Here is a 14341-nt window from a genome sequence, read left to right on the forward strand (position 1 = left end):
GTCTGTCATCGCAGGTTTGCCATTTTCGCTGATTTTGGTGCTTTATATGATGTCGATGTGGCGCAGCCTAAAAGAAGAGGGCAATAAGCGTAAAGCCAGTACGGTCGGCACCGCAAACGTACTTGATAGCGGTAAGAGCTGGAAAGCGCGTCTGCAGCGTATCGTTAGCTTCCCAAGCCATACGCAAGTCGAGCGGTTTTTACAAAACATCGTCAAACCTGCCATGAGTGATGTCGAAAAAGAGCTAAGAGCTGGCGGTCTAAAGACGTCATTGGATGTGCGAAATCTGGCCAATATTGGTGACGATCTCGATGCAGGTCTAGACGATGACAATGGTCAAATAGACGGTATCAAGCTGCGCGTTGGTCATGGCGATGAAGATGACTTTATTTATGAGGTCAATCTCATCAAAGCTGAGCGTCCAAACTTTACCCTGAATACTTCGACCAAGCATGCAGAGTTCTATTACCGTGCTGAGGTGTTTTTAAGCGATGGCTCGCAAGAGTACGACTTGGTAGGCTACACCAAAGAGCAGGTGCTGGTCGATATTCTGCATCAGTATGAGCGCCATTTGCAGTATCTACATTTAGAGCGTTAATGAGCTAGATGTTGAATAATCAGATGTCAACTGGCTAGATACCTTGACAAAATTGTCTTTTAGATGACCCCATAAGTTACAGTTAGCTTATGGGGTTTATTTATGAGCTGACGATAGGTCAATAGGTGGTATAAGGTAAAATATATAGCAATAAGTTGTAAAGTATAGTCAGTGAAGCATGGTATCTATAGTCGATGCACTCTAAAAAGCGCATAGCGCTACTGGGATGCTGTTTTTAAATGTAGGTTGCGCAGCCTCTGGGAACGCAGCACGTAAGTAAAATTTATATCAGTAGCGCGTTTAAATTTATATAACAGTTTTATTTTCAACTGACTATATACCAGCAGTACCATAGTGTACTTAAAGTATTTTGACTAAGACATACCCTATATAAAAGGATAAATCTGTGACCACACTCAAGTACCTCGCTCATTATTCTGAGCATATTCAAAGCCAAGCGGCACGGCTCATCAGCGAGGGCAGGCTGGGCGACTATCTAGAAAGCAAATATCCCAATCGGCACCAAGTGCAAAGCGATAAGGCGCTTTATCAATATATAAACGACATAAAAAACCAGTCTATGCGCAAAATCGGCCCGCTATCGAATGTCAGTTATAGCAGCAAATTAAAAGTCCTCAAGCAGGCGTTGGGGGTTCATACCACGCAGTCTCGCGTCCAAGGTAGTAAGCTTAAATCGCACAACAGCATCACGGTGGCCAGCTTATTTAAAGAAGCGCCGCCTGAGTTTTTGCGCATGATCGTCGTGCACGAGTTGGCGCATTTTAAGGAGCATGAGCACAACAAGGCATTTTATCAATTATGTTGCCATATGGAGCCAGAGTATCATCAGCTCGAATTAGACACGCGTTTATGGCTGCACTGGCGTGAGTTTAGATCTTGGCTATAAAAATATTCATAAAAGGTAATATATATAACCTACTTTAAGAGCAAGGCATGGTGTCTTACTCTTTTTTGCTTTTGATGACTACGCATGACAGCTGCTTGGTGGATTACCTGATGGAGTCACAAAGATATGTGCTATGGTAGTCGTTCTAAAGCATTATTAATAGGTGAAACATGGATGTTTTCTCATATTGGCAAGGGTTTTACCGCGGCCCTTACGCTGGTGGGGCCAATCATCATCGGAATGAAACCGTATGAGTATGACGATTAACGATAAAATACGATCCGATAGGATAGCCGATGAGTACACGCATGACGCCGCCCATACGTGCGGGTAAAGCAACATGGCTTGTCCCCGTACTGTGTCTGTTGGCGGGTGGAGCACTGATCGGTGTCTCGACCAATGTGGCAAAATATGCAGGAGTGGTGGGGCTAACACCATTGGCGTTTTTGTTTTGGTCGATAGCAGGCGCCGCCCTCATACTGTTGGTGGTGGCTGTGCTTAGGCACGAGTTGCCACCCTTGAGTAAACGCAGCTTTGAGTATTATGTTATCGCCGCTTTGGTCAGTGTGGCGGGGTCTAATTTGTTGCTATTTTCGGCCATTCCTCATGTCGGCGCAGGGTTTGTGGCGCTGATTGTGTCGTTGCCGCCGCTGCTCACTTATTTGGCCGCGCTCACTTTACGCATGGAGCGCTTTGATATCAGTCGTGCGTTTGGCGTGGGGGCTGCGCTACTGGGGGCGGGGGTGCTGGCGGCACACAAATTCTCTGCGCCAGACACCAGTATGTTTTGGGTGTTTATCGCGCTGTGTGGCCCAGTGCTGCTGGCAGCTGGTAATATTTACCGCACGTTGCGCTGGCCTACGGGTGCCTCTCCCAATGCGCTAGCACCAGGGATGCTGTTGGCGGCGGCACTGCTGTTATTATTGTGTGCAGCGTTGCCGGGCTTTTCAGTGGCGTTACCGCACACAGGATGGCTGCCGATTGCTGTGATTGTCTTACAAGCGTGGCTATTTGCTGGGCAGTTTTTGCTATTGTTTTTATTACAAAAGACGGGTGGCCCAGTGCTGCTTAGCTTATTGGGCGCGGTGGGCGCGGTCGTCGGCGTGCCAATCGCTATTTTTTTGCAAAAAGAGACGCCGCCTGATGGGTTGTTTTTAGGCGCTTCACTGATTGCGGTAGGTGTGGTTTTGGTGACGTGGGGCGGGGTAAGAGTGACGGCGCGAGCAGCAAAAGACAGTGAATAAAACAGCAATAAGTAAAAAAGCAACTTATACTTATAAAGGAATAAGAGCCGCTGAACAAGGAGTGTATATGTCGGCAACTAAAGAACAGATCGTCGCCTTTATGGCAGCAGAGTTTCCGCAGACCAAATGCGTGGTCGAGTCGGTAGATGATAAAGGGGCAGTGCTATCACATAATATTGGCGTAGATGAGCTACGCCCAGGTGGGACAGTATCAGGGCCTGTATTGATGAGCATCGCGGATGTGGCAATTTATGTGGCCATCCTCGGTAGGATCGGCATCGTACCTTTGACCGTGACCACCAGTTTGACGATTAATTTTTTGCGAAAACCCTCGTCTGAGGCTCGCATCATAGCGGAGTGTACCCTGATGAAAGTGGGGCGAACCCTGATAGTGGGTGAGGTGTCGCTGTACTCAGAAGGCTCAAGTGATATGGTGGCTCATGTCGTTGGAACGTACTCGGTGCCACCAGCGCTCACATAGTGCGAGTCATACAACAAATCGTTTAAAGTACTATTATCTAACTTGCTATCATTTAAAATGCTAGTGAATTAAAGTTTATTATCGTTTTCTAAAAAAGCTCTTAGCGTCACTGCTGAGGGCTTTTTTATGTGTATGGTCTGAAGAATAGTAAACACCAGTTTTGTCATCATATTGTCATAACGGCACCGTATCCTTGTGCTCACGATAAATCGTGGTTGCCTCACACTCATATCTTTAGTTATTTATTGATATGTCGATAGCAGTCAACGCATAGCCATTAGGGATGTTTATGAAGGTTGTTGGTCGGTCTGGCAGTATTTCCACTCGTATCTTGGTTATTTTGGCACTGGCTTTTTTGTTGATTATTTTATTGGTGTACTGGGTCATACAAACCCAAGCCAAACCGCGCATTCTAGCGATGACGTCAGAGATAGTCGTAGAAACCGGCAACGAAGCCATCAATAGCATCATGGCCAGTATCAATCATGTCGATGGACTGGCCAAAGCCACCAGCACGATGGCAGGCGGCTTGCCAAAACAAGATGACATTTATAAACAAACCTTTGGCAACCTCATGCAGCAGACGGATGCGCGTATCGTGGGCGGCGGTGTGTGGTTTGACCCCAATATGTATGTACAAGGCCGCGAGCGCCAGTCGTTTGTCTGGACGCGAGACACGTCAGGCGTGATGCAGCCATTGACGCGTTATAATCAAGTCCGTCAAACGCCAACTCCGTATTATCGGGACTGGTGGTACATCCCTGCGATGTATGCGCGGCACGACCACTGCGTCTGGAGCCGAGCCTATGTCGATCCTGTGAGCAATCAGCGGGTAATGACCTGCGCCAAGGCGCTGTATGACAGTCGCAATCAGGCGTTTGATGGGGTAGTGAGCTTTAATTTGTTGCTGGATAACCTCGGTGCTGCCATGAAAAGGTGGCAAGACAAGCTCGGTGGTTATGTGTTTTTGGTCGATTTGGACAATCGGTTTTTGGCCTTTCCAGAGCAATCGAAGGTCACACAAACGACTGAGAATAATCCGCAAGGTGAGGTAGTCACGGCACGGCAGCTGGCCGCCCAAAGTCCTGGTTTTGCACCGATTGCGGACAGCTTAGAGCGTATCAATCATCAGCTAATCGATGAAGCACTGGCAAAAGATGAAGGCCGCTTTACACTCGCTGCTCGTAGTATCTTGAGCACCACCAATCTAGACAAGATTAGCGAGCAAGAGTCCAAACTGCTCTCTGCTTTACTGCTATTAAATATCGATCAGACGTTTGCGCTTGCAGACAGCCATTTGGTTGAGACCATCGCTGTGCCCGATGATTTTATATTGCAGCAGCCGGCGACCGCTTTTGTCTTTCGTATGCCGTTTACCTATTGGAAGATGGTCGTCGTCAAGCCTGATAACGATATGATGAGCGTGGCAAATGCGTTGTCTGACAAGCTGATTCAGGCCATGTTGTTGGGTTTTATACCGATCTTGTTATTGACCGCATGGGTGTTTCGTCGCTACTTCACGCGGCCGCTCAAGCGGATGGCGGATGCTGTGGCTGACATGGGTACGCTGATTGAACAAAAGCAATATCAGCAGTTAAGCGCGCACAAACTGCCAGCCTCAGCGGTCAGTGAAATCCATGTCATCAGTGAACAAACCAATCACCTGATCGACCGTATCGTCGAAAACGAAGGCGCACTGGCTGAAATCAATGTCCATCTAGAAAAGCAAGTCGCAGCTCGAACCCAAGACCTACAGCAAGCCATGAATGAGCTAAAAGCCTCACAAGTGCAGCTGGTACGCTCCGAAAAAATGGCCACGCTCGGCCAGATGGTGGCAGGCGTGGCACACGAGGTCAATACCCCGCTTGGCTATGTGCGCAGCAATATGGAATTGGTGGGTGATAATCTTGGGCGTTTTGATGAGCTGATACAGCATACCGAGCAGTTATTGCAGGCCTTAAAAGCGCCAAATACCCCGCCAGAAAAAACCGAGCAACTGATAGCGCAAACCTTACAATGCTGCGAGGCAATCAAAGAAGATGAGGTCAGTGAGGATTTGGCCGATTTGATTAAAGACGGGCTGTACGGCGTCGATCAGATTGCAGAGTTGGTCGTCAGCTTGCGTGATTTTTCTCGAATTGATGAATCTAAAGTCAAAGAAGTCGATATCAATGACTGTATCACCACCTCCCTTGTCATGGCGCGAAACAATCTAAAAAACCTAGACGTCAGCACAGAGCTTGCCGAGCTGCCGTTGATTCAATGCAATCCTTCACAAATCAACCAAGTGTTATTAAACCTATTTAATAATGCCGCTCAAGCCATACCAGCCGATCGTAAAGGCACATTGCATATTACGTCATCTGTCAATGACACCCAGCAGTACTTAGCCGTGAGTGTCAAAGACAATGGCGTGGGCATCGAGGAGAGCAAGCTGGTACAGATTTTTGAGCCATTTTTTACTACCAAAAAAGCCGGTGAGGGCACAGGTCTAGGGCTGGCTATTAGCGCGCAAATCATGGAGCAGCATCATGGACGTATGGAGGTCAGTTCAGTCGTTGGGGAGGGCACGACGTTTACGCTGCTGCTGCCTGTGCAGTCGACTGCCCATAAGAGTAAATCAGCTCGGGCTTTATTTGAAAATGAATAGACTTAAAACCATAAAGAGAATGACATGCAAAAACCAAAGATTGCCTTTATCGATGATGAGCCGCGCATCTTACGCAGTTTAAAGATGCACTTTCGCCAGTCACACGATGTATTTACCACCACCGATGCCACTGAGCTTATGGAATATGTCAGCGAGCACGATGTCCAAGTGGTCATCAGTGATCAGCGTATGCCTGATAAGCAAGGGACGGAAGTCTTGCGTGATATTAAAGAAGCGTCACCCAATACCATTCGTATCTTGCTAACAGGCTATGCGGATCTCAATGCGGTGATTGATTCGGTCAATGAAGGCGAGATTTATCGTTATATCACCAAACCTTGGCAAAATGACGAGCTAAAAGACGTCATCAACAAAGCGACAGAGATTGCTCAACAAACACAAGACATAGCCCCGAGTGTTTTTGGGGACACCGCACTGTCTCACTCTGCATACAGTAATACAGCTGGCAAGCGCCATCTACTGGTATTAGACGATGACGAGCATGTCTATCAGCAAATAAAAAGTCATTTTAAGGGCGCCTATACAGTGAGCTGGGCAAACACGCTGGAGCAGGCAGCAAGCTTATTACAAAAAAAGCGCTTTGGGGTCACCATTGCTGACGCCATGCTCAACGAAGAAAACATCACGCCTGTGGTTTATGCCCTAAAAAACATCCAGCCAGACTTGATGGTGTTGATGCTGACTGAATTTAAAGATGCTCATATGGTGATTGATTTAATCAATAAGGGTCAAGTGTATCGCTGCTTACCACGACCGACCAATTTTTCTATGATGAGTATCAGTTTGGATCGCGCTTTTGATCATCATGAGCGACTACTCCAGCAGCCGATACTGGCAGCGCGCCATCAGGTTGAGGCAGTGCCTGCGTCCGAGGCGTTTGGCTTTTCTGAGAGAATAAAAGGTTTTTTTACCAAAATAAAAAGCTGGCGCATCGGTAAATAGCAGCGATGGATAACTGCGCCTAGTCTGTAATACTCGCTGTCCAAGCAAAGGCTTCTATGATGTGCCGCCACTGCTCGTCCAGTCTTGCTTTTAGTAGCAGTGGCTCACCGGTGACAGGATGGCTGAGCGCCAAACTGTGAGCATGCAGTAGCATGCGCGTGCAATCATACTGAGCACGAAAAAATCGATTGTGCCGTCCATCGCCGTGACTGGTATCACCCACGATGGGGTGAAACAAATGCTTCATATGCCGGCGCAACTGATGCTTGCGACCAGTAACGGGCATCAAGCGCATGAGGCTGTAGCGGCTGGTGTTGTGCTTTTTTGATACGGCAAATGGCAGCTCGATCTGTGCTAAGCGTTGCCAATGGGTCACCGCTTCTTGAGCAGGTTTGTCCACATTGGCAAACTTATCGGCGATGGCGTCTGGCTGAAAGCTTAGCGCATGATCAACAAAGCCTTGCTCTGGCATAAAGCCGCGCACCACCGCCAAATACTGTTTGGTTACCTGGCGCGTAGTAAAGGCCTCGGTCAACGTGCGCGCCACGTCCGCACTTTTGGCAAACAATAATACCCCTGACGTCGGCCGATCCAGACGATGTACGGGAAACACATGACAGCCTACGGCATCACGGGTCAGCTGCAGGGCAAAGCGCGTCTCGCCTTTATCCAGCCAGCTGCGATGCACCAATAGCCCCGCCTCTTTATTAATCGCCACCAAAAACTCATCTTCATAAATAATCTCTACTTGGTTGACGTTATCACTTTCGATATTCATGTTTTTTTACCCATACTGTAGAGGCTATCATTATATATCTATTATACATTGGCTGTTTTTATATATAGTCAGGTCAATATAAACAGGCTACAGCGAGACTGAGATAAGTTTTACGCAGCACCTGTCGGCGCAGGCACAGCACGCAAGAAAATTTAAGTCAGTTTAGCGAATATATACAGTATATCTCTTTTATGTAGTAATGACGATATCGCTTTTTTAGCGTCTCGCTGAAAATGACTGCTACTATCAGACCATTAGCTTCGCAGGTCATGCATTTGAAAGTTTTTGGCCACATCACCTGACCATGAGTGTGATCATTAGATTTATAACTTTATGACACCAGAAAATAAAGCAAATACTAACGATAATAGTTATCATTATTATTTGCTTTATTTATTGAATGTTGCTAGAGTGTGTACTCTTTATTACTAAGCATCGAGTCGCTCTCTGTCCTCAAGATGCTATGGATATCAATACCGCCTTTATTCTGATGTTATAACGATCAAACACAACTATATCCGTGCTTTGCTGCCACTTACTCACTAGGTTGTTGCTGACCAGCGCTATCAGAAAACATAACAGGTATTGGTAAATACTAAATACTTTAGGATTGTCATTTATGCCAACATCATCACCCTCTTTTGCTTCTGAGCATGTCCTTCATCTATCAAAGCCATTACACGTAGTGACGGGTAAAGCGCTGCTTGGCATGGCGATTGCCTCTATTCTCACTACTACCGCATTTGCAGCTGAGAGCGAGGGTCTTACTGTACAACAAATAGAAGCGCAAGAAGCGGCAGAACAGCAAGCGATGCCTTCTGTTGAGCTGGATACTATCGTCGTCAAGGCGGCACGAGAGGAGCTCGAGCAAGCGGCGGGGTTGTCTGTCATTAGCGAAGAGGCCATCGAGAAAGCCTCTGTTTCCAATGACATTGCAGAGATCGTGCGCAAAATGCCTGGCGTCAATTTATCTGGTTCCTCAACTTCTGGACAGCGCGGTAATCAGCGTCAAATCGACCTGCGCGGAATGGGTCCGAACAACACGCTTATCTTAATCGATGGTCGTCCTGTCACCTCTCGTAATTCCTCGCGACCGAGCCGTGGTGGTGAGCAAGACACACGTGGTGACTCGCAGTGGGTACCACCAAGTGCTATTGAGCGCATCGAAGTATTGCGTGGCCCAGCAGCCGCTCGTTATGGCTCTGGTAGTATGGGCGGGGTAGTCAATATCATCACCAAGCGCCCGACTGAGTCAGAGTTTTCTATCAGTGGGCACTATGAGACGCCAGAGAGTGACCTAGAAGGCAGCAACTGGCGTACTAACATCAATATGTCTGGTGCATTGACTGATAAGCTGTCCTCACGTACTACCATTGGTTACCACGATAGTGAAGGCGATGACCCGTATATCAATGCTGACGATGCGCTGATTGTTGATGGGCGTGGTGGCCCTGCACCGTCTATTGCGGCGGGTCGTGAAGGCGTTGAAAACATCGATGCGCGTCAGTTGTTCGAATACGCGATGGATGCGATGAATACGGTCGGTGTTGAGGTCAATTATAGTCGTCAAGAAAACCGCTGGGCAGGTGACTCATTATTCCAATCAGTGAACGAAAACTTGTTAGATGAGTTAGAAGGTGAGACCACCAATAAGATGCAGCGCTACGGCGCGGCGATCACCCATCGCGGTGAGTACGATGACGCTAGTAGTAACAGTTTCGTCGAGTACACTCGGACAATTAATGAGCGCTTGGGTGAAGGTAGTGCGGGTGGTGGCGAAGGTCAGATTGTCATACCTGACGACGGCGAGGATTTTGAATGGGTAGAGGCAACCTACGATACGTTAAATGCCAAATCAGAGTGGGATATCTACTTTGATCGTCATACCTTGACGGCTGGTGCAGAGTTCCGCGGTGAAAAGCTGGATAACCCTGTGGTATCTGATATGACATTTGAGGATGGTTTTGAGTTTGGTGATGTAGAGACCGATCCTGACAAGCGCGATCCGACCTCAGATGCCTACCTCGTCGGTGCTTATTTAGAAGATAACTATGAGATCACGCCTGATTGGTATGTCACGCCAGGCTTACGTTTTGACTATCATAGTGAAGCTGGCAGTAACTGGTCGCCTAGTATCAATACCACTTGGCATTTTAGCCCTGATTGGTCAGTGAAGGCGGGTGTCAGTCGTGCATTTAAAGCGCCATCGCTATACCAGCTTGACCCAAACTACATTTACTACACTCGTGGTTATGGCTGTCCACAATACGTGAAAGATGAAAACAGAAGTGGAGGGTGTCATGTCTTAGGTAATCCTGATCTAGAAAATGAAACCTCTTGGAACAAAGAGCTGACCTTTACTTATGATGATGGTACTGGATTGAATGCTGGTTTGACTTATTATCACAATGCCTATGATAACCGCATTGGTGCTGGTACGGATCGTGTGGCGGTAGATACAGCGACAGATCGTTCTATCTTTCAATGGGACAATCAAGGTGAAGCAATTGTCGAAGGTTTAGAAGGCTTTGTACAAGTACCAGTCACTGACAATGTAAGATGGTCTTCTAATATCACTGGTAACATCCGCTCAGAGCGTAAAGACAATGGCGAGCCATTATCGCTCATTCCTAAGTTCACTGTAAACACGGGTGTCGATTGGGATATCACGCCTCAGTGGAATGCAGGTTTTGATGTGAGCTACTATGGCACGATTGAAGCCCCAACGATTTCAGCGACGACGGGAGATGATAGTGATGACCCGTTGCTTGATCGCGAGCCGTATGCCATTGCTAACGTGAGCACTCGCTATAATTTGACAAACGCGATTACGGTTGGTGCTGGTGTCAAAAACTTATTTGATACGGGTATTTATCGTGAGGGTACCGCTACGAATGCTGGTGCACGTACTTTTAATGAGCCTGGCCGTACTTATGTGTTTGATGTGAGTGTTGATTTTTAATTCTTAGATACAGTATTTTCTTTAAGAATAAAAAAGGTCTGAACTAATGGTTCAGACCTTTTTATTTGGGTGATCAATTGTCTCATAATCTTGTAAAAAGTTTCTCTCCCGCCTTGCTCGGGTAACCTAGCGAGGTTTTTCTTATCCAGTAGATAAGGTCAGAGTGCTAAAGTTATCTTGAATAGGCTTAATCTTAGAAGTTCTTTAAGCTCTCTAATAGAGAGGTTGTAAATACCTCACCATGTGATTGATCATAAAACTGATAACGACAATGCTTGTCAAAGTGATCACAAACTTCTTTAGCGAACTCTTTTTTATTCAGCACAGTAGGCGCTACTACTGGCATAGTGGTCTGCTCTGGAGAGTGACTAAAAGTGAGTCGTATTTGTTTGTGTTTATTATTAGTTATATCTGCAAGTTGCGCTTTAGGAAGATTTTGATATGCCTGCCAATAGTTAATCATCTCTCCATTTTGCCACCAAAGTGATGGATCTGCACTGAAATACTGCTGATAAGCTTCAGGATGCTTGAACAAATTATATAACACAAACAAACCACCGTAAGAGTGTCCCCAAATGGCTTCTTGCTTCGGTTTCTCGCCCAACTGTTCATATACCCAAGGTTTAATTTCTTTTTCAATCAACTCATAAAAGTGTGCTGCACCGCCGTTTAATCGCTCTCTACCTTCTTCTTGAAAAGCACCGTTATCTACAGTGTTGGCTAATAATGGTGGGGTATAGTCGTAGGCGCGGGCATCAACATCGAAGCGATAAGGTGTTTGGTAACCTATAAAGACCAAAGTAGGCGCTGATTTTTGTGGTGTAGACTGGGATAATAAGCGCAGCGTATCCTTATCTAAATCATCAATAGCCGCATTACCATCAAGCATATAAAGCACTTTACGAGGAGTTTTTACAGAATTGTTAGAGAGTAGATGATAGGTTGTCTGCTCAGGAATAGCTAACCACACTTGATAATGACGAGGTTTTGCATAGGTTTGCAGCGTTTTCAATTGTGAATCGGTTAAGCTAGAGGAGAATAGTTCTGGTGCAGGTGCATTGAAGGTATGATATACGAAACGATACCCGATATCTTTGGCATGCAATAAGCTCATATCTACAGTCTTGGTCAAATCAGGTTTAGCATAGCTTGGTGACATCACTACTCCTGCCATGGTTATCGTTATCATTGCAAGGATTCCCCGAGATCTTGACATACTTATCCTTTATTATATTTAGTTTATTGAACAAAGTCTTAGACATAGCGTTGCTTATATTGAAGCTGTAAGAGAATTAAAAATGCAATTTATATCACTGATAATTATTGACAATCAGTTACAATATCGTAATAATAATGCATATGATAATCATTATCAATAATAATGCTTTCTAATGGTTCTGTATTTCACAAAAATCCTTCTTATGAGATTAAATTATGTCACGCTCAACTCACTCATGTTTCAGCAAAAACCCATTATCTAAAGTTTGTATTTTATCTATTGCCCTATTATCTTTGGGAGTCGCAGGCTGTCAAAATACGATGTCATCATCGAGCGCAACGCCTTCTAATGCTGTCACCACGGGTCTGATGAAAACGCAAAGCAGCTATGCTGATAATCGTTATTTGACGATTGACGGCAAAGACTATCCTGTTTCTGAAAGCGCTGCTCGAGTAGTCATTAATGAAGCGAAAAATGCACCAGAATTGGTCGCTGATATTTTTGATGGAAAGGGTAAAGCGGCTGTACCAGGTTATAAAGTCATGCTGATGAATCGTACCAGCTCAATTGCTGCAGAAGCACGAGCGCTAGATAATGGTAAAGTTATCGATAATCGCATGATTCACCGCGGCAGTAAGTCGCTCATCGGTATCCCTGTCGTTAATGGACAAGCTCAGCTTAAGCAGGCGCAGTTATTAGACTTTGACATTATTTATGATGATTTGTCTAAAGCAGTGATCAAAGGGGAGGTCGTCAAACCGCGCGGTACGAAGCTGACCAAACGAGACACCGCAGTGACTGATAAAAAAGTGGTTTTGCGCTCACTGACGCTACCCAATATTGCCAGTGGTGAAAGCGCAGGTGGCGGCATTGATTTTGAGGCCAGTGCCTTGATAGATGGCAAAGTGGTCAAGACTGGTGCTAATAGTGCTTTTAATATCTTTTATACCGTGACTAGTGATAATGCTAGAGGGTTTTAGTTGTTGAGTTCTAACTGGTAAGAACAGGCTCTGACTTCACTAGATGAAGCCAGAGTCGTTTCCGTTTAATCGTGATCTGTTTTTAAAACCACCAACAAACCCAATGGGTTATCTACTATGGCTTTAAGTAATTCTCACTTGATTAATAATGCCTCCAATCAATCCTCGCATTTCCGACTATCTCCGCTATGCTATTCTGTTTTATCGTTACTTTTTATGTCAGTACCAGCGACTGCTAAATTTTAGAAATAGTCATGGCTTGTTAGGTTACAAGCCTAATAAATGAGGCGCATTGAGTGGATCAAGCGCCTTGTCTTTTTTATAAAACTAATTTTTTATAAAGGGTGCATTATGTCCCAAGTTTTTGATCAACATTATACAGACAAAGTGCCATTACCCGTGGCGGCTAAAATAAAGTTCATGAACCATGTCAATGATGAACACCAAGATGAGCTGGCTATGTTTGTGGAGGCATTTGCTGACACTAAGCTCAGTAATGATGTAGCGGTTGTGGTAGCAGAGGTTTATAGCGATGGATTATTGCTCGAAGCAGCAGCTCAAAACTCAGAAAGTCTACCAAGTCATAAAGCTGAATCGTTGCCTGATGTGGTCAAGCAATTCTTTATTGAATTTGAAAATGTGATTGATGAAACGGTTACTTTGAAGTCGCAATATATCAACCTCTTGCAGGTGGCTTCAAAGAAACTTGGCAAGCTTGCGATAAAACAGCAAGTGCGTTATTTCACTGTGATTGATAGTTATTACGCCAGTCCAAATATGTATCGATTGGTCGTAACTGCGCCTGCTGATTCGCCACTGAATCATGCAGGATATGCTTATCTTTTTGAAATGAATAGTGGCATATTAACCAGTAGTGAATCTGCCCCTGATAACGCTCCGGAGAAATTACAGCGCTATTATACCTTGCGAAAAGCATGGCAAGACGCAGAAACTCAGCAAGTACAAGGCTGGGTGGATGCTTTTATTCATGGTGATACCCCTGGTGGTAATTGGGCGAGAGCGGTTCAAGCAGGAACACAACTTAAAAGTGTACGCGATTATCCAGAAAAAATTGTACATTTAAATGAGGGTCAGTGTCTGCTTATTTGTGACGAAACGTCTATACCAACAGTCGCTAATTTAATAGAAAATTGGCAAAATACGATAGCGCCAATCGTCATTGTCGTCACTAATGATGATGCAGATACGGCTTATCTACAAGATATCGAATTAAGTCAGACATTGGCACAGATTGATAATTTTAAACAAGACAATATAGTACATATTTTGAATACACCTTCTATTGATCTTCCTGATGCTATTGTCTCAGCTATAGATACACGTTTAGAAGACGGCTCTATTCTTATAGAGAAGGTTTGGGGCGCGCTTAGCGCAGCTGATGCCAAAGTATTAAGGCGCCAATTAAAGACTAAGTTTGATTTATCTCGCCAAGATATGGTTATGAAAGTGTATTGGCGGGCGTCGTAAAAGGTGAGTATAAGTCGCTCTGTAGTGCTATCCTAAATAACTTTACTTATCTAGGACAGCCCCAAAATCTT

General features: G+C 45.4%; 10 protein-coding genes and 1 pseudogene. 9 read left to right on the forward strand and 2 right to left on the reverse strand.

Features of this window, described 5'->3' with window-relative positions; all coding sequences use genetic code 11:
- The 6 genes and pseudogenes from NK638_RS04365 to NK638_RS04390 form a co-directional block, all read left to right on the forward strand.
- Positions 1-598, forward strand: a pseudogene (locus NK638_RS04365) (choline transporter); the annotation flags it as partial.
- 406 nt (positions 599-1004) lie between these two features.
- Positions 1005-1505 (forward strand): M48 metallopeptidase family protein, encoded by a 501-nt coding sequence (locus NK638_RS04370; protein WP_274632084.1) that lies wholly within the window; start codon positions 1005-1007, stop codon positions 1503-1505.
- Between the two features lie 296 nt (positions 1506-1801).
- Positions 1802-2749 carry a DMT family transporter gene (locus NK638_RS04375; RefSeq protein ID WP_274632085.1) on the forward strand — a complete coding sequence of 316 codons (948 nt, stop codon included), beginning with the start codon at positions 1802-1804 and terminating at the stop codon, positions 2747-2749.
- Positions 2750-2816: 67 nt separating this feature from the next.
- Positions 2817-3230, forward strand: a complete 414-nt coding sequence (locus NK638_RS04380) for a PaaI family thioesterase (RefSeq protein ID WP_274632086.1) — start codon at positions 2817-2819, stop codon at positions 3228-3230.
- A gap of 289 nt (positions 3231-3519) precedes the next feature.
- Positions 3520-5880 carry an ATP-binding protein gene (locus NK638_RS04385; protein ID WP_274632087.1) on the forward strand — a complete coding sequence of 787 codons (2361 nt, stop codon included), beginning with the start codon at positions 3520-3522 and terminating at the stop codon, positions 5878-5880.
- A 24-nt stretch (positions 5881-5904) separates the two neighbouring features.
- On the forward strand, positions 5905-6843 hold the full coding sequence (locus tag NK638_RS04390; protein ID WP_274632088.1) for a response regulator: 939 nt from the start codon (positions 5905-5907) through the stop codon (positions 6841-6843).
- Between the two features lie 19 nt (positions 6844-6862).
- Here NK638_RS04390 and truC read toward each other — a convergent pair whose 3' ends face one another.
- Positions 6863-7621, reverse strand: a complete 759-nt coding sequence (gene truC, locus NK638_RS04395) for a tRNA pseudouridine(65) synthase TruC (protein ID WP_274632089.1) — start codon at positions 7619-7621, stop codon at positions 6863-6865.
- Between the two features lie 619 nt (positions 7622-8240).
- Between truC and NK638_RS04400 the strand changes: the two genes are divergently transcribed.
- A complete protein-coding gene (locus tag NK638_RS04400) occupies positions 8241-10583 on the forward strand; it encodes a FepA family TonB-dependent siderophore receptor (protein ID WP_274632090.1) in 2343 nt (780 codons plus the stop codon).
- A gap of 193 nt (positions 10584-10776) precedes the next feature.
- Here the strand turns inward: NK638_RS04400 and NK638_RS04405 are convergent, their stop codons facing one another.
- A complete protein-coding gene (locus NK638_RS04405) occupies positions 10777-11757 on the reverse strand; it encodes an alpha/beta hydrolase (protein WP_274632091.1) in 981 nt (326 codons plus the stop codon).
- A gap of 365 nt (positions 11758-12122) precedes the next feature.
- On the opposite strand from NK638_RS04405, the gene NK638_RS04410 reads away from it, so the two are divergent.
- Both NK638_RS04410 and NK638_RS04415 read left to right on the forward strand, forming a co-directional pair.
- Positions 12123-12782 carry a hypothetical protein gene (locus NK638_RS04410; protein WP_274632092.1) on the forward strand — a complete coding sequence of 220 codons (660 nt, stop codon included), beginning with the start codon at positions 12123-12125 and terminating at the stop codon, positions 12780-12782.
- Between the two features lie 351 nt (positions 12783-13133).
- On the forward strand, positions 13134-14270 hold the full coding sequence (locus NK638_RS04415; RefSeq protein ID WP_274632093.1) for a siderophore-interacting protein: 1137 nt from the start codon (positions 13134-13136) through the stop codon (positions 14268-14270).
- Positions 14271-14341: the final 71 nt, after the last annotated feature.

The sequence above is a fragment of the Psychrobacter sp. A3 genome (genome assembly GCF_028823565.1).
In the GTDB taxonomy this organism is placed as follows: Bacteria; Pseudomonadota; Gammaproteobacteria; order Pseudomonadales; family Moraxellaceae; genus Psychrobacter; species Psychrobacter celer.

Bases quoted from the DNA above. Each gene is read 5' to 3' on its own strand.
- NK638_RS04375 (WP_274632085.1), top strand. From the start codon at position 1,802: ATGAGTACACGCATGACGCCGCCCATACGTGCGGGTAAAGCAACATGG.
- NK638_RS04380 (WP_274632086.1), top strand. From the start codon at position 2,817: ATGTCGGCAACTAAAGAACAGATCGTCGCCTTTATGGCAGCAGAGTTT.
- NK638_RS04385 (WP_274632087.1), top strand. From the start codon at position 3,520: ATGAAGGTTGTTGGTCGGTCTGGCAGTATTTCCACTCGTATCTTGGTT.
- NK638_RS04390 (WP_274632088.1), top strand. From the start codon at position 5,905: ATGCAAAAACCAAAGATTGCCTTTATCGATGATGAGCCGCGCATCTTA.
- truC (WP_274632089.1), bottom strand. From the start codon at position 7,621: ATGAATATCGAAAGTGATAACGTCAACCAAGTAGAGATTATTTATGAA.
- NK638_RS04400 (WP_274632090.1), top strand. From the start codon at position 8,241: ATGCCAACATCATCACCCTCTTTTGCTTCTGAGCATGTCCTTCATCTA.
- NK638_RS04405 (WP_274632091.1), bottom strand. From the start codon at position 11,757: ATGGCAGGAGTAGTGATGTCACCAAGCTATGCTAAACCTGATTTGACC.
- NK638_RS04410 (WP_274632092.1), top strand. From the start codon at position 12,123: ATGTCATCATCGAGCGCAACGCCTTCTAATGCTGTCACCACGGGTCTG.
- NK638_RS04415 (WP_274632093.1), top strand. From the start codon at position 13,134: ATGTCCCAAGTTTTTGATCAACATTATACAGACAAAGTGCCATTACCC.